Annotated in this window: 17 protein-coding genes; 7 read left to right on the top strand and 10 right to left on the bottom strand. The window is 66.3% G+C overall.

From position 1 onward, the window contains the following. The first annotated feature begins 89 nt into the window (after nt 1-89). The gene (locus FFS25_RS10675) at nt 90-593 is read left to right on the top strand and encodes a single-stranded DNA-binding protein (RefSeq protein ID WP_137802900.1); all 504 of its coding nucleotides are present in this window, start codon (nt 90-92) and stop codon (nt 591-593) included. Between the two features lie 38 nt (nt 594-631). Then, a complete protein-coding gene (locus FFS25_RS10670) occupies nt 632-1177 on the top strand; it encodes a hypothetical protein (RefSeq protein ID WP_249933870.1) in 546 nt (181 codons plus the stop codon). Between the two features lie 32 nt (nt 1178-1209). Here FFS25_RS10670 and FFS25_RS10665 read toward each other — a convergent pair whose 3' ends face one another. Next, nucleotides 1210-1941 (bottom strand): DUF6349 family protein, encoded by a 732-nt coding sequence (locus tag FFS25_RS10665; RefSeq protein ID WP_137802898.1) that lies wholly within the window; start codon nt 1939-1941, stop codon nt 1210-1212. Nucleotides 1942-2160: 219 nt separating this feature from the next. Here FFS25_RS10665 and FFS25_RS10660 point away from each other — a divergent pair, with 219 nt between their 5' ends. Then, a complete protein-coding gene (locus FFS25_RS10660) occupies nt 2161-2553 on the top strand; it encodes a sulfate permease (protein ID WP_249933866.1) in 393 nt (130 codons plus the stop codon). Nucleotides 2554-2694: 141 nt separating this feature from the next. Here FFS25_RS10660 and FFS25_RS10655 read toward each other — a convergent pair whose 3' ends face one another. Then, the gene (locus FFS25_RS10655) at nt 2695-3051 is read right to left on the bottom strand and encodes a histone-like nucleoid-structuring protein Lsr2 (protein ID WP_137802897.1); all 357 of its coding nucleotides are present in this window, start codon (nt 3049-3051) and stop codon (nt 2695-2697) included. 756 nt (nt 3052-3807) lie between these two features. On the opposite strand from FFS25_RS10655, the gene FFS25_RS10650 reads away from it, so the two are divergent. Next, on the top strand, nt 3808-4374 hold the full coding sequence (locus tag FFS25_RS10650; protein WP_137802896.1) for a TetR/AcrR family transcriptional regulator: 567 nt from the start codon (nt 3808-3810) through the stop codon (nt 4372-4374). Between the two features lie 85 nt (nt 4375-4459). On the opposite strand, the gene FFS25_RS10645 is transcribed toward FFS25_RS10650, so the two are convergent. The 5 genes from FFS25_RS10645 to FFS25_RS10620 form a co-directional block, all read right to left on the bottom strand. Next, nucleotides 4460-6751 carry an ABC transporter permease gene (locus FFS25_RS10645; protein ID WP_137802895.1) on the bottom strand — a complete coding sequence of 764 codons (2292 nt, stop codon included), beginning with the start codon at nt 6749-6751 and terminating at the stop codon, nt 4460-4462. Beyond that, a complete protein-coding gene (locus FFS25_RS10640) occupies nt 6748-7449 on the bottom strand; it encodes an ABC transporter ATP-binding protein (protein WP_137802894.1) in 702 nt (233 codons plus the stop codon). Before FFS25_RS10640 ends, FFS25_RS10645 begins: the two co-directional genes overlap by 4 nt. Nucleotides 7450-7473: 24 nt before the next feature. Further along, a complete protein-coding gene (locus FFS25_RS10635; protein ID WP_137802893.1) occupies nt 7474-8250 on the bottom strand; it encodes an AAA family ATPase in 777 nt (258 codons plus the stop codon). Beyond that, complete coding sequence (locus FFS25_RS10630; RefSeq protein WP_137802892.1) at nt 8247-9176, bottom strand: AvrD family protein; 930 nt, start codon at nt 9174-9176, stop codon at nt 8247-8249. Before FFS25_RS10630 ends, FFS25_RS10635 begins: the two co-directional genes overlap by 4 nt. Nucleotides 9177-9569: 393 nt before the next feature. Continuing rightward, nucleotides 9570-11123, bottom strand: coding sequence for a recombinase family protein (locus FFS25_RS10620; protein ID WP_137802890.1), 1554 nt, complete (start codon nt 11121-11123; stop codon nt 9570-9572). Between the two features lie 32 nt (nt 11124-11155). On the opposite strand from FFS25_RS10620, the gene FFS25_RS10615 reads away from it, so the two are divergent. The 3 genes from FFS25_RS10615 (at nt 11156) to FFS25_RS10605 (ending at nt 15460) form a co-directional block, all read left to right on the top strand. Then, nucleotides 11156-12496 carry an ABC transporter permease gene (locus FFS25_RS10615; protein WP_137802889.1) on the top strand — a complete coding sequence of 447 codons (1341 nt, stop codon included), beginning with the start codon at nt 11156-11158 and terminating at the stop codon, nt 12494-12496. A 262-nt stretch (nt 12497-12758) separates the two neighbouring features. After that, nucleotides 12759-13595 carry a purine-nucleoside phosphorylase gene (locus FFS25_RS10610; RefSeq protein ID WP_137802888.1) on the top strand — a complete coding sequence of 279 codons (837 nt, stop codon included), beginning with the start codon at nt 12759-12761 and terminating at the stop codon, nt 13593-13595. Then, nucleotides 13592-15460, top strand: coding sequence for a phospho-sugar mutase (locus FFS25_RS10605; RefSeq protein ID WP_137802887.1), 1869 nt, complete (start codon nt 13592-13594; stop codon nt 15458-15460). Before FFS25_RS10610 ends, FFS25_RS10605 begins: the two co-directional genes overlap by 4 nt. 146 nt (nt 15461-15606) lie before the next feature. On the opposite strand, the gene FFS25_RS10600 is transcribed toward FFS25_RS10605, so the two are convergent. From FFS25_RS10600 to FFS25_RS10590, 3 genes are all read right to left on the bottom strand, one after another. Next, on the bottom strand, nt 15607-16155 hold the full coding sequence (locus tag FFS25_RS10600; RefSeq protein ID WP_235586790.1) for a hypothetical protein: 549 nt from the start codon (nt 16153-16155) through the stop codon (nt 15607-15609). A 7-nt stretch (nt 16156-16162) separates the two neighbouring features. After that, nucleotides 16163-16609, bottom strand: a complete 447-nt coding sequence (locus FFS25_RS10595) for an anthrone oxygenase family protein (protein ID WP_137802886.1) — start codon at nt 16607-16609, stop codon at nt 16163-16165. Next, a partial coding sequence (locus FFS25_RS10590; RefSeq protein ID WP_137802885.1) for an ester cyclase occupies nt 16606-17141 on the bottom strand: 536 nt, incomplete at its 5' end. The genes FFS25_RS10595 and FFS25_RS10590, both read right to left, overlap by 4 nt.

Here is a 17141-nt window from a genome sequence, read left to right as displayed (position 1 = left end):
GACGCGGCGGTTCCGGGGAGAGCGCGTGCACCTTCCTGTCGTCACCCCAGCAGGACACCGGCCGGGGTCGTACGGATCAGGAGAACATGATGGACGCACAGCAGGCGCAGATGCAGACCGGCACCTCGGTGCGCGGCTACATCGCCACCGAACCGAAGCTCACCTACGGCAAGACGGGCATCGCCCGCTTCTACGCCCGGTTCAAGCAGTTGCACTCCCGGCCGGAGGAGGACGGGTCCTGGACGCGGCTGCCGCCGTCGTTCCACAACCTGGTCATCTTCGGTCAGGAAGCCGAATATGCTTACCAGAACTTCAACAAGCGCGACCCGTTCCTCGCCTCCGGCTACCAGCACACCCCCGAGCCCGGGCCCGATGGGACGCTCCGGGAAGAGGAGTTCGTCGCCGATGTCATCCGCCATACCTGGCCGCATGCCTCCGGGCCCGGCCAGGGCCTGAACCGGACGCCACCCCAGCGATCCCAGGCCCAGGAAGCCCCGCAGCGGCAACCCGCCATGGTGGACAACGCCGGGCAGGCCTTCGACCCGCCCCAGCGGCCAGTACAGGCACCACCGAGCGCGGTGGTCGGACGATGAGCACCGACCACGACGACCCGCACGACGAGACCCCGCCCATGGGGCCCTTCGACGGGGAGGAGTTCACCCAGCCCCGCCCCGCGTCGATGGCCGATGACCCGCCGGCCCCGGTCAACTGGAACCTTTTGCGGGCGGACGAGGCGGAGTTCGCCTGGCTCGAGCTCAACGCCTGGGTCGATTGGCTTCGTGGCTGCTACGGGCTCCCGGCCTCGGTGATCCCACCGATGTGGCACCGCCACGCCGAACTCGTGTGGGAACTCTCCGCGCTGCACACGCACTGGCTGTGCGCCTACGACCCGGAGCAGAACGGGAGCGCGCCGCTGGGCTGGCACAGGGATTTTGCCGATGCCCGCCAGCGGCTGCGCGACTGGGTCGCCGCTTCCGGGACCCGCCTCGACCGCGACCGGCCCACCCGGCAGACGACCTGGCCGGGCGAAGAGGCCGCCCCACCCATCGAGGAGACCCCGATCACCGATCGGGACGAGGACTTCGTCGCCTTCGTCCTCGACGATGTCGAACGGCGTCGGAAAGCCGAGGAAGCGGTCTACCAGCGCATCAACCCTGACACCGGCGAGATCACCTGAGCCACGCCCCTCCGGTACGTCGACCACGGGTATCAGTCGGTCAGGGAGCGGCCGCGCACCGGCTCCCGCGCAGGCGCGGCCGTTGGGTCGAAGGACGGCACCGCACGCTCAAGGCGTACGGTCTCACCGCGAGGAGTGGCCGGGGCGTCGAGGGCGGTGGAGGACAAGTCGTAGCCGCCCCAGGGTGAGCGGCCCGGTACGTGACGGGTGCCGTACGGTGCCCGCTCGGTGATGATCGGAGCACCGGGTATCTGCATGTGCTGCGGGTAGCGCTCGGTGATCCAGACGCGCCCGACCTTGCTCAGACCGGTCTCGGTGCGCGCGATCACTTTGCCGGGGACCACGGGAAGATCCCGCCAGCCCGGAAGCGCGTGGTCGTGCCACGCCTCGACCGTGGCGTTCTCGTTGCCCGCGATGGAGTGCCAGCCGCACGGCTCGCAGATCATCTGATACAGGAGATCGCCGGGCCCTTCCTCCCCGTGGTCGGGCCGCAGTTCCGCGGTGAACATCTCCCCGGAGTGCTCGCCCAGTTCGGTGCTCTGGTCGTGGGCGATCCCGCGATGCCACATGTGACTGCGGGCGTAGGAGTCGAAGTGGCTGTAGAGGAAGCACCAGTGCTCGAATGCCTCGACCAGCTCGCCCGGCGGGTAGTAGTCCGTGGTGAAGTGCAGCGGCGCGCCCTGCCACTGCCCAGCGTGCTGCCAGGCCTCCTCGCGGGCGAGTTCGTCGAAGTCGAATGCCAACTGCTCCTCGGATACGGCCATGGTCCCGGTCACCTCCCACCGGGCAGGTACACCACCGCCACCGGCCGCGCGCCGGGCAGTACCCTTCCGTTCGGTCGGTGGGCGGGGTAAAATCAGTGACACGGCGGCAGTGAAAATTGCCTGCGCTACCAGCCCGACTGGTAGTTGACGACCCCGAGGAGCCGCTTGGGTGAGTCCTTCTATACGTGACGTCGCCGTCCACGTAGGAAGGACTGTGTCGTGCTTGCTCTCATCTGGTTCGCCGCCATCGCCGTGGGCGTGTTCATCACGACCCGCTACACCCTGGTCATCAGCCCGTGGCTGCCCAGCAACCTCATCCTCAACGCCATCCGCACCCGGCGCGGCCTCAAATGGGGCGTGCCCGCGATGCTGCTGGCGATCCCGTACTTCGCGATCGCCTACTGGTGCACCGTCGCCATCGACAACGGCGCCACTGGTCTGCTCCACCTCGTCGTGCTCATCTGCATCATCTCCGGGTTCAAGTTCATCTGGATTGGCCCCCTCAGCCTCATCCACCTCGCCGCGGTCCGACTCCGCGAACGCGTACAGCATCACCAGAAGAGTCAGCACACCCTCACCGATGAACAGCCTGCATCGACCTACGCCGGATGAATCTCCGGCGGTGCCGGAGCCCCAGGACCCGCGCGTAGCTTGAGGCGATGAAGGGAAGCATGCAGGGACGTTCTAGTGTCCAAGACTAAAACGAGAGCGACACAGTAGGGTCCCGCGACGGGTACGAGAGCGTGCCGGACTCTACTGTGCCGCCTCGTATGCGTCGATGACGGAGTTCGGGACTCTGCCCCGATCAGAAACGTCGTGGCCGTTCTCTCGCGCCCAGGCCCTGATCGCAGAAAGGTTGTAACCCTTCCGCTGCGCCGAGGCGCGAGACCACGACGCTGAACGCCCACGCGCCGCTGCCTGACGCCTCGAGCTCCGCCCTGCGGTCACATACGGCTCCAAGGTCTCGCGCAACTGCTGAGCGTGCGCATGCGTGAGGTCGATCTCGTACGCGCGACCTTCGAGACTGAATGTCACCGTCACGCCTTCGTCGGGCTCCATCACGGTACCGTCGAGATCATCGACAAGGTGCTCTACGAACTTTCTACCCATGATCGGGAGTCTATGCGCTCGGAAACACCTCAGCCGGAACGGCTTCCGTCCCCGCGTGATGGTGGCCACATTCGGGCGGTGACCAGAGTCACCGTCCTGTGATCTGTCAGGGCTGATCGATGACCAGCTACCTACTGGCAGTCTGAGCGCCCCCGTGACGCTGGTGGCTTCGCGCTCTTGGTCGCCCGCAGTGAGGAGTGTCCACGACGTTCCCGGCGCCCCCGCGGGTCGCAACCGCCTACTTGTGGCGCGCTTCCCGCTTCGAGGCCGGCGCCCGAGGTAGGCGGGTGCACGTCGTCTGTTCTGAACACCGATTGGAGCGGCTTCTGGTTCGTTTGGACTGGCCCCACAGCTTCGGTTAGCGGGAGACAACGTGCCTTCGAGGAGACGGAGGCGCCTCCAGCGCGCTCGATCTCGAACTCCGGGCGAGCACCGGTCAAGGTGCGCACAGGCCGACTCAGGTCCGGTTGCCTGCGAGCATAGATGCAGCGGCACCTGGTCCCGACGAGAATCATGGCCCAGGATCAGGGAGGAGAGCGGTCGCCTTCTTGATCTCCTGGCGGCTGGAAGGATCGGCGGACCCACTCAGGCGGGGAGTAGTACCGGGCCGTCGGCTTGAAATCCTGGTCTCTGACCAGCACGGAAGCCCTGGGGCGGTACTTGTTGCCGAGCGCAGGGGTCGGCAGCTGGCGTAGACTGGCCGAGACGGTGTTCGCGGCCTGGGCGCTGCATGTGTGGTCACGACCTAAGGAGTTGATGGTGGCCAAACTTAGTGACGATGCGCGAGCTGAACGCCGAGATTTGATCGTGTCTGCCGCTACTACAAAGTTCGCCGCGCAAGGATTTCACGCGACATCGATGGCCGAGATCATCTCAGAGTCGGGTCTTGCTGCGGGAACTGTATATCAGTACTTCGGCAGTAAGGACGACTTGATCGTTGCGACTGCGGAGCGAGCGCTGGACGGGATCGGCGCGGTTGTTGGGGCGATGGTGGGTCGGGAGCCGGTGCCGCCCTTGAGTGAGTTTCTAGACGCGGTACGTGGGTCTCTGCCTTCGACACCAGACGGCAAACTTCGGGCACATCTCGTACTACATAGTTGGGCGGAGACCAGCCGTAACGAGAAGCTTGCTGACCTTGTGTGTGAACGGTACGAGACGATGGTTGAAGCAAGTCTGCCGCTGGTCGAGGTGTGGAAGCAGCGGGGGGAGCTCCCCACCGACCGGGGGGGGCGCGACTTGAGCAAGTTGCTTCTTGCCTTGGTCCAGGGTCACATCGTGCAGGCCGCGATATTCTCCCGTTCTGCCCATACCCAGTCTGAATAGTTCTGACTGCAGGGCTGGGCGACATTGCTGGGGGGCGAAGCGACTCGTCGCTTCGCCCCCCAGCGTTGGCAGTTCGATCGGTCGCCTATTCGATGCCCTTGAGTGCGCTGACCATGTCCACTCGCCTGATTCTGCGGCCGAGGAGGATGGTGGTGAGCAGGGAGAAGAAGACCGCGATCAGTGTCGCGATGCCGATGCTGATGGCACCAATCTGTGCTGTGTACTCCAGTCTCGCGGTGGAGAAGGTGCCGACATAGACGCTCAGGAACCACAGGCCCGCGGGAATGCCGGCAACGACTCCGAGGACGGTGGCGAGCAGGTTCTCACGTGCGGCGAGAGCCCGGAGGTCCCTGGTCCCGAAGCCGAGGACCTTCAGTGTTGCGTAGTCGCGGACCCTTTCGGTGAAGGCGAGCGAACCGAGGCTGTAGAGAACGATCACTGCCAGCAGGATTGCAAAGACGCGGATAAGCATGAAGATGCCGCCAAGGTCCTCGACCATTGCGTAAGCGTTGGCACGCTGGTCTTCAAGCTTGAGTGTGCTGACGACTCCGTCGTGTTCGCTGAGTTCGTTGAGTGGTGCGTCGGCTCCAACGAGCATCGTCGTGGGAATGAAGTCCTGGTCGAGAGATTCCCAGGCCTCGCGCGACATAGTGAACCCCTGCGGCGCGCTCCCATCGATGATCTGGCCGATCGTGAGGTCAAGCTGCCCGCTGCCCGCCGGTAGCGAGATCTCGACGGTGTCGCCTGCTGTGAGGTCGAGGCGATCGGCAGTGGCCTCGGTCACGGCGATCTCGTCCAGGTCTGCTGGTTGCCCGTCCACGGTGTGAAGGTGTACGAAGTCGCCGGAGTCGAGGATCGTAATGACTCTGTCGAATCCATCGGATGGCTCTGTGCGGACGATGAGTTCCTGAGTAAGTTGCGAGTCCTGTGCGATGTCCTCAAGTTCATCTATGGGCGCATTCGGCGAGAGGGTCAGGCGTGCCTCATAGGTGTTCTCTTCCACGAAGGCGCTGCGGACTTGGCCGTTCATGCTGTCGGCCATGCCGAAGCCGGCGAAGAGTAGCATGAGGCTGCCTGCGACGGCGATGATGCCCATGAGGAATCGTGCAGGGTTGGTTCCGCTGTCGCGCCAGGCCCAGCGGCTGCCGAAGCTCGTGCGCTCCCACAGGCCCTTAAAGCGCTCGAGAAGAATGTGCCTGCCTCGTGCGATGCCGGGGCGCAGTTGCTCCGCGGGTACGCCGCGCAACGAGGGACGAGCTGCCAAGAACGCGCCCAGCGTACACACCAGGACGACGAGGACCAGGACTGCGAGTGGAATGGCCGTGTAGCCGATCGACCATTCGGGCATCGAGAGCATGGCCTGCTGGGTGCTCAGGACGTATGTCGAGATCGCCGGAGCAATCATCAGCCCCAGGGCCGCCCCGACTCCTCCGGCCACGAGGCCGTAGAGGCTGAAGTGGGTGCCGATGCTGCGGGCCGAGTAGCCCAGTGACTTGAGCGTGGCAATCTCTCGGGTCTGCATGTCGACCAGGCGGCGGGTGGAAGTGTACATCGCCAAGATCGCTAGGAGGACGAAGATGAAGGAGAAGAGGACGGACAGGTTCCGAATCTGATCGACACGGTCGAATGCGGTGGAAACTGCATCGTTCGTCTCGCGGTCGGTGACACGGACGAGGTCGTCGCCAGCGATATCAATGATGTCATCGCGTAGAGCGTCGGTGTGATCAGCATCGACGCGCAGCACGGTGCTAGTCGGAACCAACGATTGTTCGGACGGGAACTCGGCTTCAGGGAGGATTGCGTAGCTGAACAGTTCGGGTTCCGGGGCGACGAGCGAGGGAGTGCCGGTGTAGTAGAGCTTCTCGGGCGAGTAGAAGATACCCTGAACGTCAAGTGTCGTCGTGGTGGTGCCGATGTCGATGCTGAGGGGGTCGCCGACTTGGAGGTCGTGGGCTTCCGCGAAGGGGTGGGCGATCCAGATGCCGTTGCTGTCAGGGTCGGGCCTCGAACCGTCGACCACGGTCGGACGAGAGATTTGAGCGTTGTCATCGGAGAGGACTTCGACCTCTAGGGTTGCGTCATCCTCTCCGAGCGATGTTCCGGCGCTGAAGAAGGTGGCCTCCTCGACGGCGCGAACGGCGGGCAGGGCCGAGATGTCGTCAACCAGGCTCTCGTTGGGTCCGGTGAGTGTCACCCAGGTGTCGGCGAGACCGGTATCGGTCGCGTAGCTGTCGAGCTGCTTGTTCAGGCCGTTCCATGCGCCTTCGAGCCCGGTATAGATGAGTACGGACAGCATCGCCATCAGGAAGACAGCGATGAACTGTGACCAGTAGCGCCGAAGATCGCGCAGCAGTTTGACGAAGAGGTACTTGCTCACCAGTCGATCTCCTCGACCGACTTCGGGGTCTGGTTCTCCACGTGCGCCTGGACCTGGCCATCGTGCAGAGTTACGGTGGCGTCGCCGATCTGGGCGATTGATGCATTATGCGTAACGACGACGACTGCTGTTTCGGTGGTGTCGGCGATGGAACGGAGCAGCTCGATGACAGAACGCCCGGTACCTGAGTCGAGGGCGCCTGTGGGCTCATCGCAGAGTAGAAGCTGCGGACGCTTCGCGATTGCGCGGGCGATCGCGACACGCTGCATTTGCCCTCCCGAGAGTTCGGAAGGGAACGAGCGTTCACGACCGCTGAGGCCAACGCTTTCTAGTGCTTGCGATGGGGTCATAGCGTCCTTGGCGTACTGTGCGCCAATGCCGACGTTCTCGGCGGCGGTGAGGTTCGGGATGAGGTTGTAGTGCTGGAAAACAAAACCGACCTGATCGCGCCGGTACGCGGTCAGCTCTTTGTCGCTGAACCTGCTGACTTCCTTGCCGGTGACCCGGACAGTGCCTGACGTGGGGGTATCCATTCCGCCGAGCATGTTAAGAGCAGTCGACTTACCCGAGCCGGACGGGCCGAGCACAATGGTCAACTTTCGCGCTCCGATGTCGAAGCTGATGCCGTCAAGTGCAGTGACTTCTTGCTTGCCCGCGGCGTATTTTTTCACCACGTCCGTGAGTGAGATGAGAGCCATGATTCCTTTCCCTGGGTGGTCGTGTCAGAACCGGAAGATGAGCGCTGCCTTTTGACGAAGCGAGAGCTTGGGGTCCTGCTCGAGAATGCGGCGTGCGACTTCTTCTCGGCTGGCGGCGATCTCGGTGCGGGCGGCTTCGACTGCGTCTGGTATCGAGCGAACTTGCGGGAGATCGAGGGCACGTATCGCGGTCTCGACGCGGTGTTCGATGGTCCCGCTAACCGTGTGCACCGGCAGATCGAGCATCTGAAACTCATGGAGTAGATCCCTGTCGGACATGCGCCGATACCGTTCGGACACTGGGCGGTGGCCGTCTGGATTCATGTCAAACTCGATGGGCAGATGAACGACATCGGTGTAAGACTCACGGGTATGGAGCCTTGCCATGACGCCATAGGCATTGGCGTAGCGCCGGAGGAACGGCAGAGATGGAATCGTCAGTGCACCCTTGATAATCTGCTGCGAGATGGGGGCACCTGGGTTAATTCCGATCCGGGTCCGTACGGCGGCGTACGCCCATTCATTGAGGACTGATCCGTCGGAGATGAAACTGCCGCCGTCCACTCGCAGTTCTGTTTCGGCTCGCAACCGTTCGCCTAGCCGACGGAGGCCGAGGGCAAGCAGTTCTTCGGCGCTCATGTGTTGGAACTTTCGCCCTGGGTATAGAGATGTGAGAATCTCTCGCGCCGACAAAGCCCGAACGAGTGGCACGCCAGTCGCCTTTGACAAAGCGGTCGCCGTTGTTGTTTTTCCAGTCGAGTACGTTCCCGAGATGACTATACGCTTGCCTGTGAGCGTCATGCGTCCGCCCGCTTCGGCAAGGCGTGCGCGACGTCAGCAAGCGCATTCACGCCATGTGCGTCGGCCGTAAGTCGCAACGTGCGCCAGGGTTCACCGGCGATCCGCAACTCGTTGGTCTTCGCGACGCGAACGTCGACATCGACGAGCTGCCCCACTCGAAGTCGAGGTTCAGCCAGCGAAACGTTGAGTCGCCTGAGCCAGAACACAGCGCTCTCGTCGCGAGATAACTGGTCGAACTCGTACGCCATGGTCTGCGCAAGTTGCGCGAGACAAATTATCGCCTCCGAGATCGAGAAAAGCTCGTAATGTGCGGACTGGAGTCCACTGTAGTTACTCGAAGGCCCATGCCCGACCGTAAGCGCTCCGAGCTTAGCCTGCATTCTTCCCGCGTCGCAGTCGATATCAATATCGCTGATGTGCTGGATGCGATTCTGCAAGTGTTGCGCAAAGAACTTAGGCGCACTGTCCGCGCTAGCTGTGAACAACGGTCCCGGCACGGCCTTAACTGTCAGGGTCAACTTCATCGTGCCGACCGACACTCTGCAATCAAACGCTCTCGTGGCGAGGTTCCAAGTGACCGCGGCTTCTAGCGGGACCGCGCTGAGGTCCTCGGTGGCCGCCGACCCTGCACGAATGGAGACATCGGTGACGAACAGGGACTCGACGACGACTGGTTCGAGTTGAAAGACGGCTTCGAGGGCTAGGCCAGCCAGGGAAACCGCGTCGATTGTGCTGAGGTGTCGCGAGACTGTGCCCGTCTCCTTGGCCGACCACAGGCCCTCCTGGCCAACCGTGCAGACACCAGCGACGCGCCCCTGCGCGATATCGGTTGACGTGAAGGAGTAGATCGACCGCCTATGCCCCTGTCCGAAGTAGCGGCCCTTGGGGCTGCCTAGAGCATGGTCGATCGTCGAGTAGTTCACCATGATGCCCCCTCTGACCTATGGAATCCAGTGGCGAATGAATGTTCATTCACAGCGTATGGTGCCCGATGATCCGTGTCAACACGGAGGTCACACACGCGCTACGCGGCACGTGACCGGGCGAGTCCGGAGACACGCGTGGGAAGTCGCGGCGGGGGCGCTGGACGCACCTCTCCTGCATGAGCAATGACACGGCCCCAAAGGCCGAGACTCCCACCGCGAGCGGTCTAGCGATCGATGGTGATGCCCTGACTGAGGCCGACCGGGAGACGATCCGACAAGCGGCGAAGACGACGGCAGATCGGTTCGGGCCAATGAGTGCCGAGCTGGCCGAGATGGTTCGCCACCGCCTACGCGGAGACGCATCCTGACCAGCCGGGCACCCGGGCCAAGGACCTACAGGGCGCGAGGCTCGATGAGCACGCGTTCTACTTCGAACGAGTTCTGACCCCGGTTCTGCGTCTGGCGGATGCGGACGTTGAACGCGGCCTTGATGATCTTGCGACGCTCCGCCAACGGCAGTGCAGCCCATGCCGCCGGCACGTCCTCGGCGGTGACCAACGCACGAACACGTTCGTCGGTGACCGGCGGAATCAGCGCCTGCTCCGCCTCAGCGATCTGCGGCCGTAGGGCCGCTTCCAGCTTGGTGAGCGTGTCGAGGTTCAGACTCCCGGTGGCGTACTGGTCGATCGCCTCATCCAGGCGAGCCTGCAGAGCAGCCCGCCGCTGTTCAGCCGCGTCGGCGGCCTTGAGCCAGTCGCCATCATGGTCACCGGTGAGGCGCCCCAGGTTGGCCGGGTTCTGGAACCACTCCAGCACGACCTGCTCAACATAGGCGTCCAGGCCCGGCTGGGAGATCATCGTCTTGTAACAGCCCCGGAACTGGCACTGGTACTTCACCGCGGGCTTCTTGTTTTTCCGCCGTAGCGTGGCTCGCTTCAAGGGCCTGCCGCAGTAGTGGCAGCGGGCGATGTGGACCATGAGCGTCTTCGCCGCCATCCCGCCACCGCCCTTGACCCGTCGCGCCGGGTCGGCGAAGAGTCGCTGGATCTTCTGGAAGTCCTCCCACGAGATCAAGGGCTCCCACTGCGCTTCGCCGATGACCTCGCCGCGGTAGACCCGCTTCCCGGCAATCGTCGGATTCTGAAGCACCTGCCGCACCGTGTAAGTGTCCCAACCGCGTGGGTTCTCGACCCACGGCTCCTTCGGCGTCGGCTCCCCAGCGTCCTGCATCCGCATCGCGATCGAGTACATGCTCTTGCCTGCGAGCACCTCACGAGCAGCATCGCGGACGATCTGCCCCGTGTGCGGGTCTGGTTCCTGGCGCAGCAGGACACCTGTGTGCTGGTCGTAGACCCTTCGGTACCCATACGGCAGCCGGCCGTGCGGCCGGCCCTTGTCCGCGTTGATCTTGACTGTCCGCAGCTGGCGCTCACGCATCGTGTTCGCATCGGCCTCGGCACGGAGGAACTCGATGCCCATCATGAAGGTGTCATCGGACCGGGAGAAGTCACAGATCCGGGAGTGCGTGAGGTAGAGGACTCCGGCCCGTTGGCACGCCTTGCGCAGCTGCACATAGATCTCCATGTCACGGCCAGCGCGGGACGGCTCCCAGGTGGCGAACCCGCCGTACTTGCCGGACTCAATCAGCGCCATCGCTTGGTCGAAGCCTTCGCGCTCGCGCCGACGCCATTGGGAGGCCGATCGGTCCGCGTCGCGGATGACGGCGTCTGGGCGCCAGTCGAAGTGGCTGCACCAGGTCACCATGTCAGTGATCTGGCCATCGATGGAGCGCATCCGCTTCTGCCGGTCTTGCGAGGCCCGCCCGTACAGGATCGAGGACACCCAGCCCCCGTCGGCGAGCTCTCGCAATTGCTCGACCGAGGCGCGCAGCTCCGTTGTCAGCAGGGGCAGTTCCAGCAGCTTGTTCGTGGTGGTGTTCATGGACATGAGGTGTGTCTTCCTTCCCACCCCCCTTTCGCATGCTCGACGAGCCGACCTCCGGACTGGACCCGGACATGGACTTCGAGGTCATGGACCTGCTGCGGCGCATGGCCCACGGCGAGGTCGGCGGCGCGGACGGCTCGACCGTCGTGGTGATCACCCACTCGACCGCGAACCTGGACCTGGCCGACCGAGTCCTGGTCCTGGCCCCGGGCGGCTCGGTGGCCTACTTCGGCGAGCCCGCCGGGATGATGCCGTACTTCGAGCGCTCCCAGGGCCTCGGCCCGCAGGTGCGCGAGGTCTACAAGGGCCTCAAGGACGACCCCGCAAGCGCTGCGGCCGCGTTCCGGCACGAGAACGACGACGACGCCCCCCGCGAGCGCGTCCGCGCCCAGACGCCCACGGCCGCCCCGCATGCGTCGTCGCGACGCGGCCTGTTCCAGCTCTCGGTGCTGCTGCGGCGCCAGATCCAGCTCATGCGCACGGACGCCATGTCGGTGCTGATCACCACGGTGCTGGCGCCTGCGCTGCTGGCCCTCCTCGTGCTGGTGGTGCCCGGCGATCACGGCCTGACCATGCCGGAGTCCACGGACTCCGAGGTCAACCAGCCGCAGATCCTGCTGATCGTCATCCTGCTGGCGGCGGTCGCCCTGGGCCTGTTCCCTGCCTGTCGCACCTTCTTGGACGAGAAGCGGATCTTCCTGCGCGAGGCCCGCACAGGCCTGGGCGTGTGGCCCTACGTGGGTGCCAAGACGCTCGTCACGATCTCCACATCGCTGGTGCAGTCGCTGATCCTGGTGCTGGCCGTGCTCGCGCTGATCCCGAATGAGCCCATGGGTGCCTGGGGGCCCATGTGGCTCGAGCTGTGGATCGTGACGTTCCTGCTGACCATGACCTCGTGGCTGCTGGGCTTCCTGGTCTCGGCCTTGGTCTCGCGCTCGGATGTGGCCATGAACGTGGCCTCGCTGCTGGTGGTCGTGCAGCTGATCTTCTGCGGCGGGCTCTTCGCAATGGACGGTGCCACCGACGGCATCTCGCGCGCCGTGCCCACCCGATGGGCATACGCGGCCATGGGCCAGACGGGCGATCTGAACGAGATCGTGCGCGTGGCCGCGGTGACCCTGCCGCAGGAGGAGGCCAACGCCGATCTGCAGGAGGAGCACGACGAGGCCGCCCAGAAGGCGCGCGATGCCGGGACCCCCGAGCCGCCCGCTCCGCAGATCCCCGAGGTCGATGACTCCAGCGCCGTGCTCGACCCGCTGTGGAAGCGCAGCACGCTGAACTGGTGGGGCTCCACCGGCATCACCGCCGGCTTCGGGATCGCCTTCCTGCTGCTGTCCGTCTTCCTGATCCGCAGGACCAAGCAGCGCAAGCGCTGACACCACTGGCCGTCGCGCCCGTCCCGCCTCGCGGCGGGGCGGGCGCTGCGCTTCTCGGAAGGACCTCGCGAGGTCACCGCGCTGTCGCTGCGAGCTGTCGTCGCGACGGGCACGGATCTGCTTTGCGGCGTCCGAGGCCGCTGGCAGGATGAGTGACGACGAGGGCGTCGACAGCCGGGTCCGCGCACGCACCGGGACGCGGTGCGCCGCAGGCCGGTCGACGCCAGGACGAGCACCGATCCCGCCTCTGGAGGCCCGCACCGTGACGCAGCAGCTCGCATCCGCCGATCCCTTCGCCCAGACCGACCCGTTCGAGCTCGCCCAGCGCGCCGCCCAGGCCCTGCGCGAGCGCACCGGGGTCGAGACCCACGAGATCGCGCTGACCCTGGGCTCCGGCTGGGGCGGAGCCGCCGATCTGCTCGGCGAGACTGTCGCGGAGATCCCTGCCCCGGAGATCCCCGGCTTCTCCAAGCCCGCGCTGGAGGGCCACGTGGGGACGCTGCGCTCGATCCGCCTTGCCGACGGCCGCCACGCGCTGGTCATCGGGGCCCGCACCCACTACTACGAGGGCCGCGGCGTGCGCGCCGTCGTCCACGGCGTGCGCACCGCAGCCGCGGCCGGAGCCTCCACCATGGTGCTCACCAACGGCTGCGGAGGCCTCAACCCCGACTGGGCTCCCGGGACGCCGGTGCTGATCTCGGATCACCTGAATCTCACCGGGCGCTCTCCGCTGGAGGGCGCCACCTTCCAGGACCTGACCGATCTGTACTCCTCGCGCCTGCGCGATCTGGCCCGCACCGTGGATCCCTCGCTGCCGGAGGGCGTCTACGCGCAGTTCCCCGGCCCGCACTACGAGACCCCCGCCGAAGTGCGGATGGCCGGGGTGCTCGGAGCGGACCTGGTGGGCATGTCCACCGCGCTGGAGGCCATTGCCGCCCGCCACGCCGGCCTGGAGGTCCTGGGGCTGTCCCTGGTCACCAATCTGGCCGCCGGCATCCAGCAGACGCCGCTGTCGCACCAGGAGGTCGTGGAGGCAGGACAGGCCGCCGGACCGCGCATCGCCGAGCTGCTCGCGCGCATCGCGGGTGAGATCCGATGAGCGCCGAGCACAATCCCGACGGCACCGCTGAGGTCCAGGCCGCCACCGAGGGCGCCAAGCTCCTGCTGGCCGTGCGCGAGTGGATCGAGCAGGATCCGGACCAGAATGATCGCGACGAGCTGCGCGGGCTGCTTGAGCAGGCCCAGGACCCGTCGGCCCCGGAGGATCAGGCGCGGGAGGCCGTGGCCACGCTCGCCGAGCGCTTCAGCGGGACCCTGCAGTTCGGCACGGCCGGTCTGCGGGCCGCGATCGGCGCCGGACCCATGGGGATGAACCGCGCCGTCGTCCAGCGCGCGGCGGCCGGTGTGGCCGCCCACGTGCTGGCCGTGGCTGGAGACGAGCCGGCGCCGAAGGCCGTGATCGGCTTCGACGCCCGCCACCGCTCGGCGGACTTCGCCCGCGACACCGCCGCGGTGCTCACCGCCGCCGGGCTGAGCGTCGAGCTCATGCCGCGCCCGCTGCCCACTCCCCTGCTCGCCTGGGCGGTGCGCGATCGCGGCGCGGAGACCGGGATCATGGTCACCGCCTCCCACAATCCGGCCACGGACAACGGCTACAAGGTCTATCTGGGCGGGCGCTGCGTCGAGCCGACCGCCCGCGGCTGCCAGATCGTCCCGCCGCACGACGCCCAGATCGCCGAGCGGATCGAGGCCGTGGGCGATCTGCGCGAGCTGGAGCTGGCCGAATCCGGCTGGCAGATCCTGTCCGAGGACATCGACCGGCAGTACCTCGAGGCCGTCGCCGATCCGGAGGCTGAGCGCAGCAACTCCCCGCGAATCGTGCTCACCGCCATGCACGGTGTGGGCGGCCCGACCGCACTGGCCGCGCTGCGGCAGGCCGGATTCGACGACATCCACCCCGTCCCGGAGCAGTTCGAACCGGATCCCGAGTTCCCCACCGCCGCGTTCCCGAATCCCGAGGAGCCCGGGGCGCTGAGCCTGTCGCTCGAGCTGGCTCGAGAGGTCGGCGCGGATCTGATCCTGGCCAACGACCCCGACGCCGATCGCTGCGCGGCGGCCGTCCCCGACCCGGAGGACCCCCGTGCCGAGGGAGGCTGGAGGGCACTGAGCGGAGACGAGGTCGGTGCCCTTCTCGGGGTGACCGCCCTGCGTCGCCTGGCCGGGGCCGCCGACTCCGCCTCTGCCGCGGGCACTGCGCAGGCGGCAGGTCCGGCCGCCTCGGCATCGCCCTCCGAGACGGCGGAGGCGCAGCCGTCCGCGCCGGTCCTGGCGAACTCGATCGTCTCCTCGCGCCTGCTGGGACGCATGGCCGCCGAGGCCGGAGTGGCCCACCGCGAGACGCTGACCGGCTTCAAGTGGATCGCCCGCGTTCCCGGGCTGGTCTATGGCTACGAGGAAGCGCTGGGCTACTGCACCGCTCCAGAGATCGTGCGCGACAAGGACGGCATCACCGCCGCCGTGGCGATCGCCGAGCTGGCCCGGACCGCGGCCGCGCAGGGGCGCACGCTGGTCGACGAGCTCGACGACCTCGCCCTGCGCCACGGCCTGCACGCCACGTCGCAGCTGTCGATCCGAGTGTCCGATCTGGAGCTGATCCCGCGGATGATGACGAGGCTGCGCGAGGACCCGCCCCGCGAGCTCGCGGGCTCCGCTGTGGCTTCCGTCGAGGACCTGGCGCACCCGGAGCCGGACTCGGACCTGTTGCCCACCGAGGGCATGCGCCTGCTGAGCGAGGACGGAACCCGAGTCATCGTGCGGCCCTCGGGCACGGAGCCCAAGCTCAAGTGCTATCTCGAGACGGTCGTGCGCCTCGAGCACCGGGCTGAGCTTCCCGAGGCCCGGATCCGCGCCCAGGAGCACCTGGAGGCTGTGACCCAGCAGCTGCAGGCGCTGTTCAGCGCTTGAGCACAGCGTCCCTGGCCGGCAGAATCCCGCGCCTACGTGCTTCGGTGCGCTCAGCAGCTGCGGAGTCGCATTGAGGCACGTAGGCGTGAGACCGCGGCGTGGCGCAGGAGCGAGCGTGCGCGGGAAAGGTCTGACGGCGGACGGACTCAGGCGGTCGCGGTCGCGGTCGCGAGCCTCTCGGGCGCCGGGCGCAGCAGCCCGATGCCCAGCATGATCAGCCCGAGCGTCAGGAAGGCCGCGCCCACGTAGATCAGGGAGAACAGCCCGTTGGGCTCGGTGGCACCGGGGGCTGCCGAGGACAGGAAGAATCCTGCGGGCATCAGGATCGCCGAGGCCGGCACCGACCAGCGCGCCAGCAGCAGGGCCGCGCCGCGATAGCGGGTCTGCTCGGTGAGGCAGATCGTGATCAGGCCCAGGATCGCGAGCACGCCGGCGTGGCCGTGCCCCGCCCGGGCGAAGGTGGTCTGAAACTCGGTGGTCTCACCGGGATCGAGGATCAGCGACAGGCCGTAGTTGCCGCCGAACTCGATGCCAATGATGGCGAGCAGGAGGATGCCGGCCGCCAGGCGGGCACCGGGACGCAGGGGGATCACAGGGGTCCTCTCGAGGGTGTCGTCGTGCAGGGGTTGCCCGGAGGCATCGTCATGTTGGAGGTCGTCGTGCAGGGTGCGCAGGCGCGGGTTCGGAGCGGGCAAGATGCGATCAGACGATGGCCACGTGCGCGCAGATCAGGGCGAAGCTGATCAGGAACAGCCACGAGCGCACGCCCTGGAAGACCTCCCAGAGCCGTCGCATGCCGGACCAGGCTCCTGCCGTGGACTCGTCGTCCTGCCAGAAGTGCGTCCGGAAGTTGATCGGCACGTTCACGATGATCGTGGTGACCAGCGCGATGCCCCAGAGCACAGCCGCCAGAACGGGCAGGGCGGCTCCGCCCAGGTCGACGGCCCCGGAGATCAGCAGCACGAGCGAGGCCGTCATGAGCTCGGGCATGATCCGCCCGAAGGTCTTCACGAGCCCCTTCTCGGCGATCACGTGGTTCTGCCGGTCGAGCTGGCGCAGCACCGGGTGCACGAACGCGTAGGAGCCGAACTCGGCGCAGGCGGTGAAGCCCGGGACGAACAGCCAGAGGAAGGCCAGCCAGGCCGTCATCGGCGCTTCTTCAGGCGGTCGGACAGCCGCGTGCCGAAGGACATGGCGTAGGCCATCGGCTTGGGCATGGAGCCCGAGGGCATCATGCCGATCGACTGGGCCATGCCCATCTGATCGGCCTCCTGCCAGCCCTCGATGATCTGGCCCTCATCGGACCAGCGCACGATGCTGATCGAGTCGAACACGACCGGGCGGCCCGTGGCCGGGTAGCCCATGAAGGTGCCGGTGTGGGTGCCGGAGCCGTGGAAGACGACCGTGACGAGGTCGCGCTCGCAGATCATCTCGGTGATCTCCACGTGGAAGTCCGGGACGGCCTCGAACACGCGGTGCATGGCCTGGAACATGCCCTCGTGCCCGGGCGGCAGCCCCTCGCGGATCTGGTCGTGGAAGACGACATCGGGGTGGACGGCGCGCTTGGCATACTCCAAGTCCTGGCGGTTCCAGGCGTTCTCGAGGTAATCGACCATCAGCATGCGGTTGCGCTCGATGTCGAGTCCGGGCCGCGACGGCTCGGCGGGGGTCGGGGCGGGCT

This window comes from Kocuria sp. 2SI, assembly GCF_005502825.1.
In the GTDB taxonomy this organism is placed as follows: domain Bacteria; phylum Actinomycetota; class Actinomycetes; order Actinomycetales; family Micrococcaceae; genus Kocuria; species Kocuria palustris.
This window is presented reverse-complemented; position numbering and strand designations above follow the sequence as displayed.